Annotated in this window: 21 protein-coding genes and 4 pseudogenes; 16 read left to right on the forward strand and 9 right to left on the reverse strand. The window is 71.8% G+C overall.

What is annotated here, in order from left to right; translation table 11 throughout:
• Positions 1 to 1,801, forward strand: a pseudogene (locus ABD794_RS01835) (NADP-dependent isocitrate dehydrogenase); the annotation flags it as partial.
• Positions 1,802 to 1,857: 56 nt separating this feature from the next.
• Here ABD794_RS01835 and ABD794_RS01840 read toward each other — a convergent pair.
• Positions 1,858 to 2,530, reverse strand: a pseudogene (locus tag ABD794_RS01840) (class I SAM-dependent methyltransferase).
• Between the two features lie 92 nt (positions 2,531 to 2,622).
• Here ABD794_RS01840 and ABD794_RS01845 point away from each other — a divergent pair.
• From ABD794_RS01845 to ABD794_RS01870, 6 genes are all read left to right on the forward strand, one after another.
• Complete coding sequence (locus ABD794_RS01845; RefSeq protein ID WP_344960537.1) at positions 2,623 to 3,504, forward strand: helix-turn-helix domain-containing protein; 882 nt, start codon at positions 2,623 to 2,625, stop codon at positions 3,502 to 3,504.
• Positions 3,477 to 3,692: a DUF397 domain-containing protein gene (locus ABD794_RS01850; RefSeq protein ID WP_344960539.1), complete on the forward strand. Its 216-nt coding sequence runs from the start codon at positions 3,477 to 3,479 to the stop codon at positions 3,690 to 3,692. Before ABD794_RS01845 ends, ABD794_RS01850 begins: the two co-directional genes overlap by 28 nt.
• A gap of 252 nt (positions 3,693 to 3,944) precedes the next feature.
• Positions 3,945 to 4,331, forward strand: a complete 387-nt coding sequence (locus tag ABD794_RS01855; RefSeq protein WP_344960541.1) for an SdpI family protein — start codon at positions 3,945 to 3,947, stop codon at positions 4,329 to 4,331.
• A gap of 25 nt (positions 4,332 to 4,356) precedes the next feature.
• Positions 4,357 to 5,052 carry a sporulation delaying protein family toxin gene (locus tag ABD794_RS01860; RefSeq protein ID WP_344960542.1) on the forward strand — a complete coding sequence of 232 codons (696 nt, stop codon included), beginning with the start codon at positions 4,357 to 4,359 and terminating at the stop codon, positions 5,050 to 5,052.
• Positions 5,049 to 5,681 (forward strand): SdpA family antimicrobial peptide system protein, encoded by a 633-nt coding sequence (locus tag ABD794_RS01865; RefSeq protein WP_344960544.1) that lies wholly within the window; start codon positions 5,049 to 5,051, stop codon positions 5,679 to 5,681. The genes ABD794_RS01860 and ABD794_RS01865 overlap by 4 nt, the downstream gene beginning before the upstream one ends.
• A gap of 8 nt (positions 5,682 to 5,689) precedes the next feature.
• The gene (locus tag ABD794_RS01870) at positions 5,690 to 6,661 is read left to right on the forward strand and encodes a sporulation-delaying protein SdpB family protein (RefSeq protein ID WP_344960545.1); all 972 of its coding nucleotides are present in this window, start codon (positions 5,690 to 5,692) and stop codon (positions 6,659 to 6,661) included.
• Positions 6,662 to 6,740: 79 nt separating this feature from the next.
• Here the strand turns inward: ABD794_RS01870 and ABD794_RS01875 are convergent, their stop codons facing one another.
• The 5 genes from ABD794_RS01875 to ABD794_RS01895 all read right to left on the reverse strand — a co-directional run bounded on the left by ABD794_RS01875 (position 6,741) and on the right by ABD794_RS01895 (position 10,371).
• Positions 6,741 to 7,076 carry a hypothetical protein gene (locus tag ABD794_RS01875; RefSeq protein WP_344960546.1) on the reverse strand — a complete coding sequence of 112 codons (336 nt, stop codon included), beginning with the start codon at positions 7,074 to 7,076 and terminating at the stop codon, positions 6,741 to 6,743.
• Positions 7,077 to 7,295: 219 nt separating this feature from the next.
• Entirely contained in the window at positions 7,296 to 7,811 is a 516-nt protein-coding gene (locus ABD794_RS01880; RefSeq protein ID WP_344960547.1) for a DinB family protein, read from the reverse strand.
• Positions 7,812 to 7,920: 109 nt separating this feature from the next.
• Positions 7,921 to 8,697: an alpha/beta hydrolase family protein gene (locus ABD794_RS01885; protein WP_344960548.1), complete on the reverse strand. Its 777-nt coding sequence runs from the start codon at positions 8,695 to 8,697 to the stop codon at positions 7,921 to 7,923.
• Positions 8,690 to 9,535: a tryptophan 2,3-dioxygenase gene (locus ABD794_RS01890; RefSeq protein WP_344960549.1), complete on the reverse strand. Its 846-nt coding sequence runs from the start codon at positions 9,533 to 9,535 to the stop codon at positions 8,690 to 8,692. Before ABD794_RS01890 ends, ABD794_RS01885 begins: the two co-directional genes overlap by 8 nt.
• Before the next feature lie 74 nt (positions 9,536 to 9,609).
• The gene (locus ABD794_RS01895; protein WP_344960551.1) at positions 9,610 to 10,371 is read right to left on the reverse strand and encodes a thioesterase II family protein; all 762 of its coding nucleotides are present in this window, start codon (positions 10,369 to 10,371) and stop codon (positions 9,610 to 9,612) included.
• A gap of 79 nt (positions 10,372 to 10,450) precedes the next feature.
• Between ABD794_RS01895 and ABD794_RS01900 the strand changes: the two genes are divergently transcribed.
• Positions 10,451 to 10,933 (forward strand): hotdog fold thioesterase, encoded by a 483-nt coding sequence (locus ABD794_RS01900; RefSeq protein WP_344960552.1) that lies wholly within the window; start codon positions 10,451 to 10,453, stop codon positions 10,931 to 10,933.
• Between the two features lie 57 nt (positions 10,934 to 10,990).
• Here ABD794_RS01900 and ABD794_RS01905 read toward each other — a convergent pair whose 3' ends face one another.
• The 3 genes from ABD794_RS01905 to ABD794_RS01915 form a co-directional block, all read right to left on the reverse strand.
• On the reverse strand, positions 10,991 to 12,238 hold the full coding sequence (locus ABD794_RS01905; RefSeq protein ID WP_344960554.1) for an MFS transporter: 1,248 nt from the start codon (positions 12,236 to 12,238) through the stop codon (positions 10,991 to 10,993).
• A gap of 151 nt (positions 12,239 to 12,389) precedes the next feature.
• The gene (locus tag ABD794_RS01910) at positions 12,390 to 12,641 is read right to left on the reverse strand and encodes a hypothetical protein (protein WP_344960555.1); all 252 of its coding nucleotides are present in this window, start codon (positions 12,639 to 12,641) and stop codon (positions 12,390 to 12,392) included.
• A gap of 75 nt (positions 12,642 to 12,716) precedes the next feature.
• The gene (locus ABD794_RS01915) at positions 12,717 to 14,087 is read right to left on the reverse strand and encodes an AMP-binding protein (protein WP_344960556.1); all 1,371 of its coding nucleotides are present in this window, start codon (positions 14,085 to 14,087) and stop codon (positions 12,717 to 12,719) included.
• Positions 14,088 to 14,504: 417 nt separating this feature from the next.
• Between ABD794_RS01915 and ABD794_RS01920 the strand changes: the two genes are divergently transcribed.
• The 8 genes and pseudogenes from ABD794_RS01920 (at position 14,505) to ABD794_RS01955 (ending at position 21,490) form a co-directional block, all read left to right on the forward strand.
• Positions 14,505 to 16,328 (forward strand): AMP-binding protein, encoded by a 1,824-nt coding sequence (locus ABD794_RS01920; RefSeq protein ID WP_344960557.1) that lies wholly within the window; start codon positions 14,505 to 14,507, stop codon positions 16,326 to 16,328.
• A pseudogene (locus tag ABD794_RS01925) lies at positions 16,325 to 17,459 on the forward strand (beta-ketoacyl synthase N-terminal-like domain-containing protein). The gene ABD794_RS01920 and the pseudogene ABD794_RS01925 overlap by 4 nt, the downstream one beginning before the upstream one ends.
• Complete coding sequence (locus tag ABD794_RS01930; protein ID WP_344960558.1) at positions 17,456 to 18,361, forward strand: beta-ketoacyl synthase N-terminal-like domain-containing protein; 906 nt, start codon at positions 17,456 to 17,458, stop codon at positions 18,359 to 18,361. Before ABD794_RS01925 ends, ABD794_RS01930 begins: the two are co-directional and overlap by 4 nt.
• 24 nt (positions 18,362 to 18,385) lie before the next feature.
• Positions 18,386 to 18,643 carry an acyl carrier protein gene (locus ABD794_RS01935; RefSeq protein WP_344960560.1) on the forward strand — a complete coding sequence of 86 codons (258 nt, stop codon included), beginning with the start codon at positions 18,386 to 18,388 and terminating at the stop codon, positions 18,641 to 18,643.
• Positions 18,613 to 19,381, forward strand: a pseudogene (gene fabG, locus ABD794_RS01940) (3-oxoacyl-ACP reductase FabG). Before ABD794_RS01935 ends, fabG begins: the two are co-directional and overlap by 31 nt.
• 28 nt (positions 19,382 to 19,409) lie before the next feature.
• Positions 19,410 to 20,525 carry an FAD-dependent thymidylate synthase gene (locus ABD794_RS01945; protein ID WP_344960562.1) on the forward strand — a complete coding sequence of 372 codons (1,116 nt, stop codon included), beginning with the start codon at positions 19,410 to 19,412 and terminating at the stop codon, positions 20,523 to 20,525.
• A 16-nt stretch (positions 20,526 to 20,541) separates the two neighbouring features.
• Positions 20,542 to 20,904 carry an acyl-CoA dehydrogenase family protein gene (locus tag ABD794_RS01950; RefSeq protein ID WP_344960563.1) on the forward strand — a complete coding sequence of 121 codons (363 nt, stop codon included), beginning with the start codon at positions 20,542 to 20,544 and terminating at the stop codon, positions 20,902 to 20,904.
• 346 nt (positions 20,905 to 21,250) lie between these two features.
• The gene (locus tag ABD794_RS01955; protein ID WP_344960565.1) at positions 21,251 to 21,490 is read left to right on the forward strand and encodes a hypothetical protein; all 240 of its coding nucleotides are present in this window, start codon (positions 21,251 to 21,253) and stop codon (positions 21,488 to 21,490) included.
• The last annotated feature ends 101 nt before the right edge of the window (positions 21,491 to 21,591 follow it).

The following is a 21,591-nucleotide window of genomic DNA, read 5'->3' on the forward strand; positions in this document are numbered from 1 at the left end:
CCGACCGCGCGCCCCCGCGTCGGTCAAGAACTACGCCAAGACCCACCCGCACCGCATGGGCGCCTGGACCTCCGAGTCGAAGACGAACGTCGCCACCATGGGCGAGAACGACTTCCGCTCCACCGAGAAGTCCGCGGTCGTCGCCGAGGACGGCACCCTGCGCATCGAGCTCGTCGCCGCGGACGGCACGACCACCGTCCTGCGCGAGTCCGTGCCGGTGCTCGCCGGTGAGGTCGTCGACGCCTCCGTCATGCGCGTCGCCGCCCTGCGCGAGTTCCTCGCCGCCCAGGTCGCCCGCGCCAAGGCCGACGACGTGCTCTTCTCCGTGCACCTCAAGGCCACGATGATGAAGGTCTCCGACCCGATCGTCTTCGGCCACGTCGCGTGCGCGCCTTCTTCCCGAAGACGTTCGCCAAGTACGGCGAGGTGCTCGCCGCCGCCGGCCTCAGCCCCAACGACGGCCTCGGCGCCATCCTCAAGGGCCTGGAGTCCGTGCCGCACGGCCTCGGCGACGAGATCAAGGCGTCCTTCGACGCCGAGCTGGCGGAGGGCCCGGCCCTCGCCATGGTCGACTCCGACAAGGGCATCACCAACCTGCACGTCCCGTCCGACGTCATCGTCGACGCCTCGATGCCGGCCATGATCCGCACCTCCGGCCACATGTGGGGCCCGGACGGCCAGGAGGCCGACACCCTCGCGGTGCTGCCCGACAGCTCGTACTCCGGCGTCTACCAGGTCGTCGTCGACGACTGCCGCGCCAACGGCGCCTTCGACCCGTCCACCATGGGCTCGGTCCCGAACGTCGGCCTCATGGCCCAGAAGGCCGAGGAGTACGGCTCCCACGACAAGACCTTCGAGATCGCGGCCGCCGGCACGGTCCGTCTCGTCGACGCGGCCGGCAACGTCGTTCTGGAGCAGCCCCGTCTCCGAGGGCGACATCTTCCGCGCCTGCCAGACCAAGGACGCCCCGATCCGGGACTGGGTGAAGCTCGCCGTCACCCGCGCCCGCGCCACCGGCGACCCGGCCGTCTTCTGGCTCGACGAGACCCGCGCCCACGACGCCGTCCTCATCGGGAAGGTCGAGCAGTACCTGGCCGAGCACGACACCGAGGGCCTGGACATCCGCGTCCTCTCCCCGGTCGAGGCGACCAAGCTCTCCGTCGAGCGCATCCGCCGCGGCGAGAACACCATCTCGGTCACCGGCAACGTGCTGCGCGACTACCTGACCGACCTGTTCCCGATCCTGGAGCTGGGCACCAGCGCCAAGATGCTCTCGGTGGTCCCGCTGATGGCGGGCGGCGGCCTCTTCGAGACGGGCGCGGGCGGCTCCGCCCCCAAGCACGTCCAGCAACTGGTCAAGGAGAACTACCTGCGCTGGGACAGCCTCGGCGAGTTCTTCGCCTGGCCGCCAGCTTCGAGCACCTCGCGCAGACCACCGGCAACGCCCGTGCCCAGGTCCTCGCCGACACCCTCGACCGCGCCACGGCGACCTTCCTCAACGAGGACAAGTCGCCCACCCGTCGCGTCGGTGGCATCGACAACCGCGGCAGCCACTTCTTCCTGTCCCTGTACTGGGCCCAGGAGCTGGCCAAGCAGACCGACGACGCCGACCTGGCCAAGGCGTTCGGCCCGCTCGCCGAGACGCTGACCGCGCAGGAGTCGACGATCGTCGACGAGCTCATTGCCGTCCAGGGCTCCCCGGCCGACATCGGCGGCTACTACCAGCCCGACCCGGCCAAGGCCACGGCGGTCATGCGCCCCGTCGCAGACCTTCAACCAGGCGATCGCGTCGCTCGTCTGACGTTCCGCCGGTTTTCCGCCCCGGTCGGCCTCGCGCCGGCCGGGGCGGTTCCGTTTCTACGGGGTCGGCTTGCGCGCCAGCAGGAAGCCCTGCGGCGTCAACTCGAACGCGGCCGCGTCCTGCGGCTCGCGCACCATCCGGGTGTGCACCTCCAGCCCGGCCCCGCACAGCATCTCCGCGACATCGTCCGGGCGCAGCCGGTGGAAGTCCAGCGCTATCGGGTGGCCGAACCCTTCCGTGCGGCGGGACGTCTCGTCGCCCACCTGGAAACCCGAGCAGCACCTGTCCGCCCGGCGCCAGCACCCGGTGGAACTCCGCGAAGACCCGCGGCCGTTGCTCCCTCGGCACGTGGATGACCGAGTACCAGGCCAGCAGCCCGCCGAGCGAGCCGTCCGGCACGTCCAGGGCGAGCATCGAGCCGACGTCGAAGCGCAGGTGCGGGTGGTCGCGGCGGGCGACCTCGATCATTCCGGGGGAGAGGTCGATTCCCGATACCGCCGCCCCGAGGCCGGCCAGGTGGGCCGTCACCCGGCCGGTGCCGCATCCGACGTCGAGGACGTGGCCGCTGTCGCTGTCGCTGTCGCTGTCGCGTACGAGCTCGGCGAAGCCGGCGAGCAACGCGCGCTCCAGGGGCTTGGACGCGAGCTCGTCACGGAAGCGGTCGGCGTAGTCGGCGGCGATGGTGTCGTACGACGTGCGGGTGGCGCGGAGGAAGTCGGGTTCGGTCATGGTCGTGACCGTATCCCGTACGGGGGAGTGGGCCGTCACCGGTTCGGGGCGTGTGCGGTCGCCCGCGGCCCTACGATCGTCCCGTTCGGCGGATGGACAGCCCGCGTGGCCGGATGGAGGATGCAACTATGCCGTCACCCAAGCGACTTGACCCGGCGCGGTCGCGTGCAGAGCGGCTGGGAGCGCTCATTCGTGAGCTGCGATTGCGGAAGGGGTGGACGCAGGCGGAGCTGGGGAGGGCGGTCGCGCTCAGCAACAGTGCGATTTCGAAGTACGAGACCGGTGAGAAGGTCCCGCCGCGGGACGTCGTCGAGAGCCTGGACAAGGCGCTCGGCGCGAACGGGCGCCTCATCGAGGAGCGTGAGCAGCTCGACGACAACCCGGATGCCAAGTGGGTTCAGAAGTACATCAGGTGCGAATCCACCGCGATCAGGATCCGGCAGCTGTCCGGTCTCATGCCGGCGCTCCTGCAGAACGAGGAGTACACCCGGATCATTCTGGAGCAGAACCTGCCCCTCTACGGCGGCGACCTCGGCGAGAAGCTCGACTACCGCGCCAGAAGGCGCGCAATCCTGGGTGGGACGGATGCGCCTCACTTCTCCGTGGTTGTCGGAGAAGCGGCGTTCCACACGGTCATCGGCGACGCCGGAGTCATGCGTCGCCAACTCCTCGACCTGGTCGAGGCGAGCACGAAGCCGAACATCGATGTCCGGGTTGTTCCGTTCAATGGAGCCGGGCGCGCGAACGAGCTCGGGAACACGGCCGTGTTCGACTTCAGGGACGGATCGTCCCTCGTGTACCGGGCGGGCATCCCGGGCGGGTTCTTCATTGCAAGCCCTGGGCACGTCAAGCAGTACGCCGAGTTCTACGATCGGTTCCACGCCGATGCCCTCGGGGAAGAGGCGTCAAGGATGCTGGTTCGTAAGGTGATTGAGGAGAAGTACCCGTGCAGACAACCGTCGACTTGCCTATAGCTGCCTGGCGAAAGAGCACCCACAGTGTCAATGAGGGCGGCTGTGTCGAGGTAGCGGAGCAGTGCTCCGAGTTCTTGCCCGTACGGGACTCCAAGGACACCGGCCGAACCCCGCTCGTCTTCCCCCGCCCGGCCTGGTCCGCGTTCGTGACCGCCGTGGCCGTCACGAACGGCGACCTCTCCGCCTGATCAGGGCCGCGTGAAGGATTCACGCCGCGCCCGTGAGGATGTCACTCCCCGAGGGACCGGCCCGCTGATGGGATGGGTCCCTGCACAGCGAACGGCATTCTCGGCATGAGGAATTCATGAGCAAGTTCCCGCCCCGCCGCGCCTCCGCGGCGGGCATCGTCGCGGGCGCCTCCATGTCCTGATCGGCTTCGCCGCTTCGGTTTCTCCGAATGGTTGTTCAACGATGATGTCTACGTCCTTGGAGGGCGAGCAATGGATCCGGTCGCGGGATTGGTGTTCGGCGTAGGGCTGATCATGCTGGGCGTGGTGATGCACTACGTGAAGAACCAAGTCGCGAGTGGAAGTATCCAGCGCAACTCCGTGATCGGCATCCGGACCAAGGCCACGATGTCTTCGGACAGCGCATGGGAGGCCGGGCATGCCGCGGCGTCCCCGATGCTGACGGTGACCTACCTGACCGCCTACGCCGTGGGCGCGATCACCTTGGCGATCGGCCTGGCGTTGATGCTGAGCGATGCCGAGAATCCAGCTGTCATCATCGTCCCGTTGATCGGAATCGGCGCGGTTCTCGCGCTGCTCACGGCAGCGGCGATCAAGGCGAACTCGGCTGCACGCGCAGCCGATCGCGAAAATAGTTAGTCCAGCGCGCGCTGGACTGCATCACATGTCAGGGGAGGACATTGTGAAGTTCAAAACCAGGAACATAGTTGCCACCGTAGTGGCCGGCTCCATCATTGCGGTGGGCGGCTTTACGACCCAGAGCGCTCTGGCCGCCGACGGCCGCGGCGCTTCCGCGCCGGGCAAGGCGCAGCTCAAGGAGGCGGCGAAGGAGACGGCCAAGTACAGCGACGCGGAGCTGCTGCAGCTCCTGCTCGCCGCCCAGGGCCCGATCGCCGATGCGCATCCGGAGCTGAAGCGGATGCTCGGGTTCAACGTCTCCAAGCCCCGGACCGACGAGGCGGCGCTGAACAAGGTCATCAAGGGGTACCTGGCCGCTCACCCCGAGTTCCACAAGAAGATGGCGGTTCCGTTCCAGTCCGGAGACCCGGTGCGCGTCGACGCCGCGCTCCGTGACTTCTCGGTGACCTTCAACGAGTTCATCAAGAAGAACGGTCAGCCGGTGAGCAGCGGCAAGGCTCAGGTGCGGGCCGCCGGCTGGTTCTACATGGGTGCGTACGTGGCCATCTATGTGAACGCCGTGGGAGCCGCCAACGCGGCCGTGTACACGAACGCCGGGGTCGCCACCAACGCCCTCGCCACCCTCGTGGTCGTCACGTGGTATCTCGAGGACGGCAAGCCGACCGGCTCGGACATCGAGCGCGACGCGTTCGTCGGTGCTCTGACCTCCGCGCTGACGTGAGTCGCGGCCCGGCGACCATCGAGCAGAACGCCGACGGGCGGACCGCCGGGGGGAGGGACTCCGATCCGATTCGCTCGGTATCGGGTCTGGTCTCTGCCGCGGTCGGCCTTCTCGTGGTCGGATCCCTGCTGGCTGGATCAATCTTCTTCTCCCTTCCGAGCAACGTACTTTCCACGCGCGACGGGGGTGATCTCCGGGCGCTGTCGGCGAGGTTCATGCCCCAGAGTTGGGCCTTCTTCACGAAACCTCCGAGCGATCCCGAGTTCGTTCCCTACACCGTGTCCGGTGATGGTGTTGCCTATGCGTCGCGACTGCCGAATTCGCGCGCGGACAATCTCTACGGGCTGTCGCGGCGCCAGCGTGCGCAAGGCCCGGAGGTCGCCAACATGGCGAACCAGGTGCGGGCGTGGAAGAACTGCGAGGAGATGGAGGGGGATTGCCCAGCAGTGGTCGCCGGGTCCTCGGCGCCTGTCGCCGTCACCAATCCGTCTCCGGCTCCGACTCTTTGCGGGCGGTTGGTTCTTGTGGAGACGAGACCTGTCCCGTGGAAGTTCCGCGACGCATATAAAGGTTGGCGCCTCGACAAGAAGGCCGCTCTTGTGGAGGCGAAGTGCACGCGAAACAACTAGCCGTGTGGATGGAGCGATCCGTCCGGCGCTTCCCTGCCGAGTCCCGGGCTCTCGGAGTGGGCAGATCGGTGATCGCGCTTGCTCAGGCGTCGATCCTGGTCTTCACGCCGGCATCTCATCTCTTCGTCCCGGTGGGCGGGGACGAGATCAAGGTCGACTGCTCGACCCCGGCCCAGGCCGTGTCGCTGTACTGTCTGGCGGGCTCTGCGGACCGGCAGTTCCTCAACCTCGTTGTCCTGGCCCTGCTTCTGGTCGTTGCGAGCGGGATTCTGCCCCGGTACACGACCGTGCTGCACTTCTGGGCGTCGCTCTCCATCGGCCAGTCGATATCCTTGCCCGACGGCGGTGATGCCGTTGCGCAGGTCGTCACCTTCTTCCTCGTTCTGGCATGCGCCAATGACCGGCGGACGTGGCATTGGCAACGACCCGGTGGTGAAGAGCGAAAGGGGTCGGTCTGGCAGGGGCTCGCCTGGGCCGGCTGGTGGGGTGTGCGACTCCAGGTCGCGTATATCTATCTCAACAGTGCTCTGGCGAAACTGTCCGTCGGTCCGTGGTCGGAAGGCAGCGCGACATATTACGTCGCACGTATGGAGAACTTCGGGGCGTCCGGCCTGTTCGCCGACCTGTTCCGCTGGTCGACGAGCGTCACCCTGCTCGCCCTCCTGTCCGCATGGGGAGCGATCTTCGCGGAGTGCATGATCGCGCTTCTGCTGTTGCGGCGCGGGTCCCGGCAGGCGGTGGCGGCGTTGGTGAGCGCAGCCCTCCACGTGCTGATCATCCTGCAGCTCGGGATCGTCTCCTTCGGGTTCATCATGGTGGGGGCGGTCGTCTGCGCGGCATCCCGGGGTCTGGACGCGAACGCCCCGCGGTTGACGGGCCTGTTCTCGCGCACCCGCGGTTCCGCTCGGGAAAGCCGCTCGTCCGTGCCGACGGACCCCGAACCGGCGCACAGGACCGACACGGTGGCGCTCGGGTCGTAGCGCGGCAGGCCCGGTGCGGTACGGCCGGGTTGCGGCGGTGCTCCTCGGAGGGGGCACCGCCGCAAGCCGTGAAATCCGGTCAGCGGCGGATGGTCAGCGTCAGGGCCGGCGAGGAGCGCCATCCGGCGCCCGGGTGGCCGACCAGGTAGCTGACCCGGATGGTCCCGGGCGTGGAGCGGTCGATGGTGAACAGGGTGCTCCGGCCCACCTCGTCGGCTCCGACCACCCTCCGGTCGATGTGCGAGGTCCGCAACACCCCGGTGTCCCAGCGGAGTTGGACCTCGTCGCCGCGTGTCATCCGCGGATACGGCTCGACCCGCACGGTGAGCCCCGGTGATCCGTTCAGCACGACGACGCCGTCCACCGCTCCGTCGACCGAGGGAGCGGCCAGCTGTGCAACAGATGCATCACTCATGTCCTGTTGTCCTGTCCTCATGCGGGTGCGTTGCCTTCCGGCCAAGGGCGGGGAGCAGACCGTAGCTCCTTTCGGCGGCACGTACCAGACCGGCGGGCGCGGCGGCGTCGCCGCGCGCTCCCGCACGCCGTCCGCCGGCTCGGGTGTGCGGCGGTCGGCGGGTACGCCGTGCCGGATGGCCGTCGCGTCGACGAGGGGGACGAGGGGGCGGAGCGCGCGTCAGGCCGGCCCGGCTCCCGCGGCCAGGGTCGCCGGCGCGTAGCCGAGGTCCGCCGGGACGGAGACGCCCAGCGTGCGGGCGATCGGGACGATCATCGCCAGGTGGTGGACGGCGTGGTGGGAGACGAAGAGCAGCTCCCGGCCGACGGTCGAGCGGGTGCGGGCCACCGCGCCGTCGGCGCCGACGACGGTGACGACCTCCACCGGATAGCCGAGCTCCCGCGGCGGCATGGTGCGCACGCGCGTCCGCAGATTCGCCAGGCGGGCCAGGGCGGCGCCGCGGTCGTGCTCCAGGACCCCGCCGCGGGTGCGGCGGTCGTAGTCGACGGTGCCGCTGTCCGCGCCCGCGAGGATCGCGGAGTAGTGGTCCACGCAGTGGCGGACGTGGAGGGCGATGCCGCTGGCGTCCCGGGGCCGGTGGACGTACTGGGCGTCGGTGAGTATGCCGACCAACTCCTCGATCTGGAGCAGCTGTCCGGCGGAACGTTCGGTGACCGTGGCCGTGGGATCGTTCAACGATGGTGCCCGCTTTCTTCCGGAAGCTACCCACGGTAGTGCCCCGCTCACGGCGGACGGAGAGGTTCCGGGCCGGTGGGGCGGGGCGCACGGTCCCGCGCGCGGCGCTTCAGTGCCGCGAGAGGCGCTCCAGGATGTCGATCACCGTCCGGCACGCCTCCGCGCCGGGCTCGATGGGCGTGTAGTGGCCGGTGCCGGGGAGGACGACGAGCTCGGCGTCCCGGTGGGCGGCCGCGTACGCCGTCGACTGCGCCGGCGGGACCTCCTCGTCCGACGCGCCGTGGAGCAGGACCGTCGGCACCCCGGTGGTGCCCGTCGTCCGGGCCAGGGAGAGCGGATCCGCCAGCGGCAGGCGGTCCGCCGCGAGCGCGGTTCCGCCCAGGAGTTGGAGGGCCGCGTCGTTGCTCAGCCGGTCACGGATCGTGGCGTCCAGGTCGGCGACCGGCGCCAGGGCCAGCACCGCGGACGGCAAATCCCTGGTGAACCAGGGCGATTCGGGCGGCAGCAGCCCGCGTGCGCAGGCCCAGAGCGCGAGGTGCCCGCCCGAGCTGTGCCCGGCCAGGACGTACGGACGCCCGCCCGGGATCGTGTCCAGGGCCAGCGCGACGTCGTCGAAGGTCTCCGGGTAGCCGCCGGACCCGCCCGAGAGGCGGAAGCCGGGCAGGGCGACGGCGAAGCCGTGGCGCGCCAGATGGGCGGCCAGCGGCGTCAGATGCGTGCGGTCGTAGCGCCAGAAGCCGCCGTGCAGCAGCACCACCAGGGGACCCTCGCCCGGCCACAGGTCGTACTCCTGCTCCGGGCGGTCGCCGTAGCGGCCGCGCACGGGAGGGGGCACCGGCGCGAGGCCCAGGACCCGCCGCTCCTCCTCCTCGCCGTACTCAGACATGGCCGCGCGCCGTCCAGAGCTCGGGGAAGACGGGCCGGGCGGCGCGCTTCTCCAGCCACGCCACCCCGGGGGAACCGCCGCTTCCGGTCTTGCTGCCCATGGCGCGGCGGGTGGCCATCAGGTGGTCGGCGCGCCAGCGCAGGACCGTTTCGGCGAGGTCGGTGAGGAGCTCGCCGAGCGCCACCAGCGGGTCCTGCTGCGGGCCCGCGTAGACCAGGCGCCAGGCCTCCTCGACGCCGGCGTCCGGTTCGTGGGCCAGGGTCACGTCCCGCTCCAGCACGTGCTGCGGGACGGGCAGGCCGCGCCGGTGCAGATGGCGCAGCACCTCGTCGTACAGCGACGGCTCGGTGAGCGACTCCTCCAGCGCCTCGCGCACCTCGGGGTGGCCCCGGTGCGGCTGCACCATCGAGCGGGACTTGTCGCCGAGGAGGAACTCCATGCGCCGGTACTGCGCGGACTGGAAGCCCGACGCCTGGCCGAAGGCGGCGCGGAAGCCGTTGAACTGGGCGGGAGTCAGGGCCGCGATGGGCCGCCAGGAGTCGTTGAGCGCCCGGTGGGCGTTCAGGCTGCGGCGCAGGGCGGCCATCGCGGCGTCGTGGTCGTCCTTGATCAGGGCCTCCCGCGCCGCGCGCCATTCGTTGACTATCAGCGTGAACCACAGCTCCATCACCTGGGTGGTGACGAGGAACGACATCTCCACGGGGTCGTCGGTGAGCGGCCGCTGGAGCGACGACAGGACCGACGCGCGGACGTAGTCCTCATAGGGGGTCGTGCCGGAGAAGCTCAGGACGGGGTCGCCGTCCCGGCTCTCGTGCGCGGCGGTCGTGCTGTCCGTCATGGGGTGTCTCCGCAGGTCGCATGGGTAACACCCCTATCGGATCAGGACCGGCGCGGGAAGTCGAGCCCGGGGGGTCACCGACCGGACGGAACGCCCTCCTCCGCCCGGAGCGCGTCCACCACCGCGTCCACCAGCGGCGCCGGGTCCGGCTGGAAGTAGAAGTGGCCGCCGGACAGCGTCCGCACCCCGCGGAACCGGGTCGTCCGGGCCGCCCAGGTGTGCATCAGATGCGGGAAGGCGTGCGGGTCCGCGTCCCCGGCGAAGGCCGTGAGGGGGACGGGCAGCGGGGCGGCGTCCAGGCGCGGCCGCCAGGTCTCGGCCAGGCGCAGGTCGGCGCGGAGGACGGGCTCGATCAGCGGCCAGAGCTCGGGGTGCTCCAGGGTCTCGCGCGGGGTGCCGCCCAGGGCGACCACGGCGTCGCGCAGTTCGGCGTCGGGGAGGCCGAAACGCTGCTCGCGGCGCGGGTGGTGCTCGGGCGGGTTGATGGCGGACAGGCCCAGCCAGCGGGGGAGCGGCAGGCCCCGGTCGCGGAGGGCGAGGGTCAGTTCGTAGCCGGTGATGGCGCCCATGCTGTGGCCGAAGAGCGCGTAGGGCGCGTCGAGATGGGGCCGCAGGTCGTCGAGGAACGTCTCCGCCAGCCCGTCCGCGGTGGTGCGCGGCTGCCCGGGGCGGGTGGCCCGGCCCGGGGCCTCCAGCAGGCACAACTCCCAGTCCGGTGGCAGGAGGCCGGCCCACGCCCGGTAGGGGACGTGGGACCCGCCGGCGTGGTGGAGGACGAAGAGGCGCAGCCCGGCGCCGGGGACGGGGCGGGGGCGGATGATCGGGTCGGTGCTCACGACCGGAGCGTACCCACCGGGGGCGCGGGGAGCGCAGGCCGGGCCCCACGGGCGCCAACTGGGCGCTTACAGTGGCCGGATGGAGAAGACCTTAACCACCGAGGCCCCGTCCACGACCACCGACGTCTCGTCCGCCCGCTTCCCCGAGCACCTGCCCGCCGCCCTGACGGAGATCCTCCAGGGGCACGGCTGCGTCCCCGACGCCCTGTACGCCAAGCTCGGCATGGAGGTGACCGAGGCGAGCGCCGAGCGGGTCGCCGGGTCCATGCCGGTGGCGGGCAACACCCAGCCGTACAGCATGCTGCACGGCGGGGCGTCGCTGGCCTTCGCCGAGACGCTGGCCTCGATCGCCGCCGTGCTGCACGCCGGCCCGTCGCGCGTCGCCTACGGAGCGGAGGTGAGCGCCACGCACCACCGGGCCGCCCGCTCGGGGGTGGTGCACGGTGAAGCGGTGGCGCTGCACCGGGGGTTGAGCTCCGTCACCTACGAGGTGGCGATCCGTGACGACAAGGGGCGCCGGCTGTGCAGTGCGCGGGTGACCTGCGGGGTCCGCCGGCGGTAGCGCTCCGCTGGGATTCGGGCGCATCGTCCGCGGCCGAGGCCGTGGGGTGGCGCCCGGTCAGCCCGTCGGTTCCGAGGCGGACGCCGCCCGCTCCGGCACACCGGCCGCCTCGGCCGGTGCCGCCTTCCGGCCCCGTCCGCCGCGCAGGGAGAGGCCCATGACGGCGAGGGTGAGGACCTGGAGGCCGAGTCCGGTCAGGCCGAGGGCGAACGCGCCCCGGCCGAGGACGAGTCCGCCGGCGAGGCTGCCGAGCGCCTGCCCCGCGTAGACGGCCGAGCCGGACAGCGAGAGCACCACCTGGGTGTGCTCCCCGCCGGCGTTGACCAGCCGCTTCTGCTGGGCGGGGTTGACGGTCCAGCCGATGAGCGACCACAGGACGGTCAGCGCGAACAGGCAGACGACGGTGGTGGTGTTGTCGCCGCCGTAGTGGGCGAGGACGGCGAGCAGGCCCATGACGGGGACGAGCAGGGTGGTGGAGAGCACCGCGATCCGCTGCGGGGGGAAGTGGTCGATCAGCCAGCCGGCCGCGAAGTTGGAGACCACGCCGCACACGCCGTAGACGAGGTAGACCCAGGTGAGGGCGCCGCCGTCGATGCCGGCCGTCCTGTCGACGAACCAGGCCAGGTAGGCGTAGAGGCCGAACATCGCGGCGTAGGTCATCAGGCTGCCGAGCAGGATCGACGGCACGCCGGGCAGGACGGCGGCGCGGGCGCGCGCGGCGAGGGAGGCGACGCCGGCGGACGGCACGGCGGGCAGGGCGCGGGCCAGCCCGATCAGGGCGACGAGGCTGAGCGCGGCGACGAAGACGAACGCGGCCCGCCAGTTCACGAAGTTGGCGATGACGGTGCCCAGGGGGACGCCGAGGGCGCTGGCGAGCGTGAGGCCGCCGAGGATCGCGGTCAGGGCGCGGCCGCGCTCGGCTGGGGCGACGATGGTCGCGGCGCTGGACGAGGCGGACGGCATGTACATCGCGGCCGACAGGGCGGCGAGCACCCGGGCGACCATCATCACCGGGTAGTTGGGGGCGACCGCGGCGAGCAGGTTGGCCAGGACGAAGCCGACCAGGGAGTACATCAGGACCCTGCGGCGGTCGAGGCTGCCGGTGCCGACGGCGAGTAACGGTCCGGCGGCGGCGTAGACGGCGGCGAAGACGGTGATCAGCAGGCCGGCGGTGCCCACGGACACCCCGAGGTCGTCACCGACCTCGGGCAGCACGCCGCTGACGAGGAAGGCGTCGGTCCCGAGCGTGAACGACCCCAGGGTCATGAGCAGGACCGGCCGGCGCGCCGGCGGGCTGGGGAACACCGCATTGATCATGCGCGTACTCAACGAGTCCTCCAGGAAGGGCGGGAGCGCGCTCCGGACGGAGCGGTTCCGGGAACGCCCGCGGCCCGGCGATCGTCTCGCCGGACCGCCGGGATGGGGGGATGCGGATGCGGATGGGGATGAGGGCGGGTCAGCGGGTGGCGAATGCCGCGGCGTCCCGCGCGGCGAGGTACCCGCGCAGATCGGCGTAACGTTCCCGCAGTTGCCGCTTGAGCACCTTACCGGTGGGCCCGGTGGGGATGTCGGCGTCCGTCGCGGCGAGATCGAGCAGCGCGAGCGGCGGCTGGCCGTTTTCGGCCAGGGCGGCGTCGGCCCGCTCCAGCAGCGTCGCGAGCGGCGTGCCGGTGTCCTCGTGGAGGCGGACGACGGCCACCGGCACCACCGCGTCCCCCGTCCCGCCCGGCGACCACCGCGCAGTCGGCGGCCTCGGGGAGGGCGAGCAGCAGGATCTCCTCCATCAGCACCGAGTAGCCGTCGCCGGCGTCGGTGCGGATGCGGTCGACCAGCCGGTCGACGTGGAAGAAGTCGCCGTCGGCGGTGCGGTGGACGAGGTCGCCGGAGAGCCGGAAGTCGCCGAGGCGGCCGCGGTAGTAGGTGTCGCAGTCGTTCCAGTAGCCGGGGGAGAGGGAGGGGCTGCGCAGGGCGAGCAGCCCGACCTCGCCGTCGTCGGCGGGGTGCCGTCCTCGCGCAGCACCGTGACGTCGGCCAGCGGGATCGGCCGGCCCAAGTGGCGCGGGCGGGCGGGGGATTCCGCGGTGACGGTGCGGCCGAGGGCCGCCCAGCCGAGCTCGGAGGCGCCCAGGCCGTCGCGGAACGCCGAGCCGGGCACGGGCTTCCCGTCCTCCAGGTGGTGCCCGAGCCCGATCAGGGTGCGGATATGGGTGTCGTGTGCCGAGTCGCCCGTGTTCATCCACTCCCGTACCGAGGAGAAGTCCTCCGGTTCGGGCCGGGAGTTGGCCAGGGCGGAGTGCACCGGGTGGAAGGCCTGGACGATGGTGGGCCGGTGGGTGCGCACGGCCCGGGCGAGACCCTCGGGGCTGCGGTCGGACAGCGAGACGAACGGGAGCCCCGCGAGGACCGCGTAGAAGGTGAAGGCGATCGCGCCGGAGTGGGAGGCGGCGATGGCGGAGAGCATCACCGAGTCCGCGGGCTCGGGATGGGTCTCCAGCCGGAAGCGGGCCCCCGCCACGCTCTGCCGGTGGGTCCAGACCACCAGCTTGGGCACTCCGGTGGTGCCGGAGGTGTGGCAGAGCACGACGGGGTCGTCGGCGCCGTGCCGGAACAGGGCGCTCTCCGGCAGCGGTTCGCCGTCCAGCAGCCCGGCCGTGCGGCGGGTGTGGATCCAGCGCGGTCCGTCGTCGAGCGCCTTGAGCCCGGCTTCGAGACGGGCGAGGCGGGTCTCGTCGGTGTAGATCCCGACGGGTCTGCAGCGTTCGACGAGGGCCAGCACGTACTCGGGGACCATCAGGCCGTTGAGCAGCACGGGTATCGCGCCCAGTTGGGCCAGGGCGGTGAGGTGGACCTGGTCCTCGAAGGTGTCCTCGATGTGGACGACGACCCGGTCGCGGGGGCCGACGCCCCGGTCGCGGTACCAGGCCGACCAGGCGTCGGCGAGGGCGACGAGCTCGGCGAGGCTGAAGTGGCCCTGTTCCTCGCCCCGGGCGTTGACGACGGGCCGGTCGGCGACGAGGGCGGGGAGGTCGGGGGCCGGGCTGGTGCGCAGCGCCGTGCGCCAGGCGTTTCCGCCGCCGAAGTCCTCCCGGGCGAGTGCGGAACGCGCCTCGGCGTTCCGTAAGGTTCGGGGGGACAGCCGCGTTTCGGGGGACAACCGCAACGACCTCACCTTTTCCATGGGTAGGTGTGATTCCGGGCCGGGGACGCCGAGACATTAGCATCGGGTGCCGTCGGTTGATTTGCCTGATTCGCCGTTGTGCGGCGGGAGTTGGACCGCATTCCGGCGTTCGCCGGTGAGCGGGACGGTTTACGCGCATTGTGTGACCCATGAGTACCGGCCGATCGCAAGGAATTGGCCACGCGCCGTGGCCGATTACCCCTGTTCTGGGGCGCGTTGGTGTTGCCCGGTGGTGAGCGCGGCTACTCTGCGCTGGAACGTGTGTGCGTTCAACGACGTGTACGCGTTCAACGACGTCAGTGATCGTGAGTCGGCGCCATGGCTGTCCACGTCCTGCCAGTGATTTCCCCATGCCAGCACCAGTGGACGTGACATACCTCCAAGGGGGCGCCCATGTCTGACTTATCCGGATCCCTGCACGCCGACGGCGTGCTCGACAGGCTCCGCGCGATCGTCGCCGACGTCCTGGAGACCGCGCCGGACGGCGTCGAGGACGACGCGCTCTTCTTCGAGGACCTCGCTCTCGACTCACTGGAGAAGACGGAGATCGTCGCCCGCGTCGAGAAGGAGTTCCACCTGGCCCTCGGTGCCGACGAGGCCGCGCTCATGCGCAGCGTCGAGGAGTCCGCCGCCGTCCTGCGCGAGCGCCTCGACGCGGCGGCCGGCACCGGCCTCGACCTGGTCGGACTGCTGCTGGGCGAGCACCTCGCCGGCGACCGCGGCGACCGGACCGCCTACACCGACCCCGACGCCGGCGACGTCTCCTATGCCCAACTGCACGCCGCCGCCGCCCGCTACGCCGGCCGGCTGGCCGCGGCGCACGTCCCGTCCGGCGCCCGGGGGCTGATCGTCGCCGACGACTCCGTCGCCACCGTCGCCGCCGTCCTCGGCCTGTGGTGGCACGGCTGCGTCCCGGTCGTGATCAGCCCGATGCTCACCGACGACGAGGTCCGCCACGTCGCGGCCGACTGCCGCGCCGCCGTCGTCCACCTCGACGCCGCCCCCAAACGGCAGCGGGCCCTGGAGACCCTCTTCGGCGACCGCCCGCTGATCGGGGGCGCGGAGGTCAGGGCCGCGCTCGACGATGCCCCGGGAGACGGCCCGTCCGCCGCGGTCCGCTGGCCCGAGGACCGCGAGGCCCTCGTCCAGTACACCTCCGGAAGCACCGGCCTCCTCAAGGGAGTCCGGCACCGGGCCGGCGCCCTCGCCGCCGCCCTCACCGGCTTCGGCTCCGTCCTCGGCCTCCGGGACGACGACACCGTCCTGTCCACGGCCCGCATGTCCTTCGGCTACGGCTTCGGCAGCACCGTGCTCTACCCGCTCGCGGCCGGCGCCCGCACCGTCCTGCTGCGCGGCGCCGTCGACGTCCACTCCGTCACCGCCGCCGTCGACCGGCACCGGCCGACGGTGCTGTGGTCGGTGCCCCGGCTCTACGCCGCCCTGGCCGACGCGGACGGGCTGCGCACCGAACAGGTGCGGCTGTGCGTCGCCGCCGGCGAACACCTCGCGGCCCCGCTCGGCGAGCGCATCCGCACCGCCTTCGGCGCCGACCTCGTCAACGGCCTCGGCGCCACCGAGGTCCTGCACATCGTCGTGGCCACCCCGCCCGGCCGCCCCATGCCCGGCACCATCGGCGTCCCCGTCCCCGGCGTCACCGCCACCGTCCGTGACGACGCGGGCCGCCCCGTCCCCGACGGCACCGAAGGACGGCTGCACATCGCCGGACCCACCGTCGCCCTCGGCTACCTCGGCCGCGCGGACGCCGCCGCCCGGACCTTCGCCGACGGCGGCGTCTACACCGGCGACATCGCCGTACGCCGGGACGACGGCACCGTCGTGCACCTGTGCCGCGCCGACGACCTGCTCAAGCTCGGCGGCTACAAGGTCGTCCCCGGCGAGATCGAGGCCGTCGTCCGCGAGGTCGCCGGGGTCAAGGAGTGCGTGGTCGTCGGCGCGGTCGACGGCGACGGCCTCGAAGAGGCCGTCCTCTACGCCGTCCCCGTCCCCGGCGCGGACACCACGGCCGTCCGGCGCGCCATCACCGCCGCCCTCCGCGGGCGGCTCGCCCCCTACAAGCGCCCGGCCCGCGTGGAGTTCCTCGACGGACTGCCCGTCACCTCCACCGGCAAGCTGGCCGCCTTCCGGCTCAAGGGCCGGGCGAACGAGGAGCGGGCGAACGACGAGCATCGGCTCAAAGAACAGGTGAAGCAGCCGTGACCTGGAACATCACCGGCACCGGGGCCGTCGCCAACATCGGCGACACCCCCGCCCGGATCTTCGACGCGCTCTGCGCCGGACAGGAGACCCGCGCTCCGCTCCGCGCCTTCGACCGCGCCAACTACCGGTCCCGGTACGCCTACGAGATCGACGACCGCCCCGACGGCAAGGACGAACCGCTGCGCGCCACCACCTGGCTGATCCACGCGATCCGCCAGGCCCTCGCCGAGGCCGGCCTGTCCGAGGACCTCTCCCCGCGTCCCCGTCCTCGTCGGCACCACCATGCGCGAGCAGCGCAGCGCCGAACTCTGGTGGACCCGGGGCGCCCATGTGGGCGCCTCCGACTTCCACTTCGGCGGGGCGCTGCGCGCCGCCTTCGGCGCCGCCACCACCTACACCTTCGCCAACGCCTGCTCCGCCTCCCTCTACGCGCTGGGCATGGCCACCGACATGATCGAAATGGGCGCCGCCGACACCGTCGTCGTCGCCGGCACCGACGCGATCACCGAGAGCGCCTTCGGCACGCTCGACCGCGTCCAGAACGAGACGCCCGAGGCACTGCGCCCCTTCGACGTCTCGCACAAGGGGATGCTGATGGGCGAGGGCGCCGTGGCCGTCGTCGTCCGGCGGGCGGGCACCGGCGGCCCGGCACCGCAGGCCCGCGTCCGGGCCGTCAGCATGAACTGCGACGCCCACCACGCCACCGCCCCCGACCCCGCCGGCATCCGCGCGGCGGTCCTGGAGGCCCACGAACGGGCCGGTGTCCGGGCCGCCGACATCGACCTGGTGATGCTGCACGGCAGCGGCACCCCGCGCAACGACGAGACCGAGGCGGCCGTGCTCGCCGAGGTGTTCCGAGGTGCCGGAGCCGGGCCGCTGATGACGGCGATCAAGTCCATGACCGGCCACACGCTGGGCGGTTCGGGGCTGCTGAGTCTCGTGATGGCCGTCCAGGCGATGCGGCGCGGCACCGTCCCGCCCGTCCTCGGCCTGACCGAACCCATCCCCGAGGCCGCCGGTCTCGGCCTCGTGCGCGACGGGGCGGCCGCGGCCCCCGTCGCCATGGCCCAGATCGACGCCTTCGGCTTCGGCGGGATCAACGCGGTGGCGATCGTGGAGGCGGCCCGATGAAGCGCATCGTCGTGACCGGCACCGGACTGGCCGTCCCCGGCCTCGACCGGCCGCTCGACCTGTTCGGCGACGGGTCGCCGGCCGTCGGCTTCGACCCGGCAACCGCACTGAAGGGCAAGGAGATGCGCGGCAAGGACCGCGCCTCCCGGCTCGGCCTGTGCGCCGCCGACGCGGCCCTGCGCGACGCCGGACTCCTCGCCGACGACGGGACGTACCGGGAGCCGGGCGAGGCCACGGCCGTGGTCGTCAGCTCCAACCTCGGCACGCTGGAGACCGCCTGCGAGTTCACCGACACCGTCGCCCGCGAGACCGTCACCGGGCTGAGCCCGCTCGGCCTCCCGCAGACCTCCAGCAACGTCGTCGCCGGCTGGATCGCGATCCGCTACGGGCTGCGCGGCCCCAACCTCACCGTCTGCAACGGCGCCACCAGCGGCCTGGACGCGGTCCATTGGGCCTGTCACCTGATCCTCGCCGGGCGCTGCCGACGGGCCGTCGTCGTCGGCGTCGAACCGCCGCCGAGGCCGTCGGAAAGCTCCTCGGACAGGAACCGCGCGACGTCACCGCCGCCGTGGTCCTGGAGAGCGCCGCCGACGCGGCCGGACGAGGCGCCGGCGCGTACGCGGCCGTCTCCGCCTACGCCCGCGGCGCCGACGCCGCGCGCACCGTCGCCGTCACCGAGTCCCCGGTCGCCCGTGCCCGTCGAACTGCGCCTGGCCACCGGCCATCTGGACCTCACCGACCGGTTCGGCGACTGCTCCGGCGCCCTCGGCGTCCTGCAGTGCGCCGCCGGGGCCGACCACGTCCGCACCCACGGGACCGGCGCCGTCCTCGCCGTCGCGGGCGGCACTGCCGCCGACGACGCGGCCGCCGCCCTCCTCCTCACCACCGAACACCGCAACTGAAAGAGCAACGGAAAGGACCCCACCGTGGCCGCTGTCGTGGAGATCGACGACCTGCGCACGATCGTCGCCGAGTCGCTGGAGCTCGAACCCGGGGAGGTGGCGGACGACGCCCACTTCACCGACGACCTCGAAATGGACTCCCTCGCCCTGCTGGAGGTCTCCTCCCGGGTCGAGAAGCAGTACGGCATCGCCGTCCAGGACGCCGCCCTCGGCTCCCTGCGGACCCTCGCCGACCTGCGGCTCCTCGTCGAATCGCTGCTCGCCGAGGGAACGGCGGCGTGAGCGCACGCCCGGTGGCGCTGGTCTCCGGGGGATCCCGGGGGATCGGCGCCGCGATCGTCGGCCGCCTCGCCCGGGACGGCTTCGACGTCGCCTTCTGCTACCACTCGCGCGCGGAGGAGGCCGAACGCACCGAGCGCGCCGCCCGCCGCGCACGGCGCCCGCGTCCTCGCCCGGCGGGCCGACGTCGCCGACGCCGACGCGTGCCGGGACTTCGTCGCCGCCGCCGAGGACGAACTCGGGCCCGTCGCCGCCCTGGTGACCGCCGCCGGCATCACCCGGGACAAGGCCCTGGCGACGATGGAGGACGCCCACTGGAACGAGGTGCTGCGCACCAACCTCGACGGCACCTACCACCTCTGCCGTCCCGTCGTCGAGCGGATGGCCCGGCGCCGGGCCGGTGCCGTGGTCACCCTCTCCTCGCTCGCCGGGCTGTACGGCAGCGCCGGGCAGGCCAACTACTCCGCCTCCAAGGCCGGGATCATCGGATTCACCCGGGCCGTCGCCAAGGAGTACGGCTCCTTCGGCGTACGGGCCAACGTGGTGACGCCGGGCTTCATCGAGACGGAGATGACCGGCGGCGTCCCCGAGCGCATCAAGAAGAAGTATCTGAGCCGGATCCCGCTGTCCCGGTTCGGCACCTGCGACGAGGTGGCCGACCTGGTGTCCTTCCTCGTCTCGGACCGCGCCGGCTACGTCACCGGCCAGGTCCTGGGCGTCGACGGCGGACTGGTCATCTGAAAACGCAACATATGGAACAGGCAGAGCAATGAAGCCAGTTGAACCCGAAGTCTTCCTCGTCGCCCGCCCCGGCATCGACTACGCGGCCGTCACGTCCTACCTGGAGGAGGTGGGCGGCGGCGACTGGCTCGCCCGACTGGACCGGGGCGAGCTGGACGGCGTCCTGAACGACCCGCAGAACCTCGCCGAGTTCGCCGGGCGGATCTGCTACCGGTCGTGGGAGCCGGGACTGAACCCCAACGTGACCAGGATCCGCACGGACCAGGACGCCTACCTGGCCAACATCCTCTCCAGCATGCACGGTTCCGTCCTGGAGCACGTGAGCTTCACCTTCGTCCTGCACAACGTCAGCCGCGTCCTCACCCACGAACTGGCGCGGCACCGCGTGGGAGTGGCCGTCTCGCAGGAGTCCCTGCGCTTCGTCCGGCTCCAGGAACTGCCCTTCTGGTTCCCCGACTGGGCGCGGAAGGACCCGGAGCTCATGGAGCGGGCCACCGAACTGCTGGAGCGCATGGAGGAGTTCCAGGGCTGGATGGCCGAACACTTCCAACTGGACGAGAACGGCCGCCGCTTCGGCGACAAGAAGCACAAGACCTCCTTCATGCGGCGCTTCGCCCCCGAGGGAGTGGCCACCGGGCTGGCGTGGACCGCCAACAATCCGCACCCTGCGCCATCTGATCGAGGCGCGCACCGCGCGCCGGTGCCGAGGAGGAGATCCGGCTGGTCTTCGGCCGGATCGGGGAGATCATGCGCGCCGAGGCCCCGGCGCTCTTCTCCGACTTCCGGGTCGAGGACGGGGCCTGGGTGCCCCGATGGCGCAAGGTCTGATTTCTCTCTCTTAGTTGACGTTGACGCTACGTCGGAAAGCGATGAGACCCATGACATGCCAGCTGCAGACACCGCGGACACCGGTCTCACCGCCCCGCTGACCGGCCGGGAGATCCTCCGCCGGGCCAAGGAGGCCGCCCCGCTGCTCGCGGCCCGCTCCGAGGAGATCGAGCAGGCCAGGAGGCTCCCCGACGACGTCGTCGAACTCCTGCGCAGTACGGGCGTCTTCCGCATGGCCTACCCGAAGGCCTGGCAGGGCCCGGTGATGACCCCCGCCGAGCAGACCGAGGTCATCGAGGCCCTCGCCCACCGGTGACGTCCTCCGCCGCCTGGTGCGCCATGGTCGGGATGGACAGCGGGGTCTTCGCCGCGTACCTCGCCGAGGACGCGGCCCGCGAGCTGTTCCCCGAACTCGACATGATCACCGCGGGGGCGATCCCGCCGCGCGCCGCGCCGAGCGCGTCCCCGGCGGCTTCAAGGTCACCGGCCGCTGGCAGTTCGGCAGCGCCATCACCACGGCCGACCGCGTCATCGCCGGCGTCCTCGTCTTCGACGCCGACGGCAATGCCGGAGCGCAACCCGACCCCGCGCGGCGGCCGCGCCCACTGGCGCATCGTCGTGGGCCGCCCGAGCAGTTCGAGGTCATCGACACCTGGCACAGCACCGGGCTGGCGGGCAGCGGCAGTCGGGACTAACGCGGCCGACGGGATCTTCGTTCCCGAGGAGCACACCTTCAGTCTTCGCCAACCCCGTCGTACCGAGCCCCGAGGCCGAGCCCGACGCGATCCTGCGCACCATGCCCGGCGTCGCCCTCGAGCGTCGGACGGGCCGCCCTCGACCACGTCCGGACCATGGCCGCGACCCCGCGTCGACGGCCAGAGCCGCACCCCCTGGCGGGACGAGTTACCGCGTCCAGATGGCCGTCGCCCAGGCTCGAGATGGAGCTGCTGCGCACGCCCGGCACGCCGTCTACGGCACGCTGGAGCGCCAGTGGGACCAATCCTCACACCGCGGCGAGGAACTCACCCCCCCGACGACCGGGTGTCGGCGGCGCTGGCCCGTGTCAACGCCTTCCGCACCGTCCGCGGCCTCGTCGGCCGGCTCTTCGACCTGGTGACCACGTCGGCGGTGTACCGCCCGTCGCCGCTCGACCGGCACCTGCGCGACCTCTACACCATGTGCCAGCACGCCACCGTCCAGGACCAGATCCTCCAGTCCTCCGGCGCCGTGCTGCTCGGCGGGACCCCGCGCAACCCGGTCGCCGTCGGCCTCCCCGAGTAATCCGTACCAGCCGGGGACCAGGGGACTAGCCGGGGACGCCGTCGAGCAACGCCCGGCCCAGCGGCGTCAGCCGGTGCCGCACCGACGAGCCCGCGCGGCAC

It is taken from the genome of Streptomyces thioluteus, from assembly GCF_039535865.1.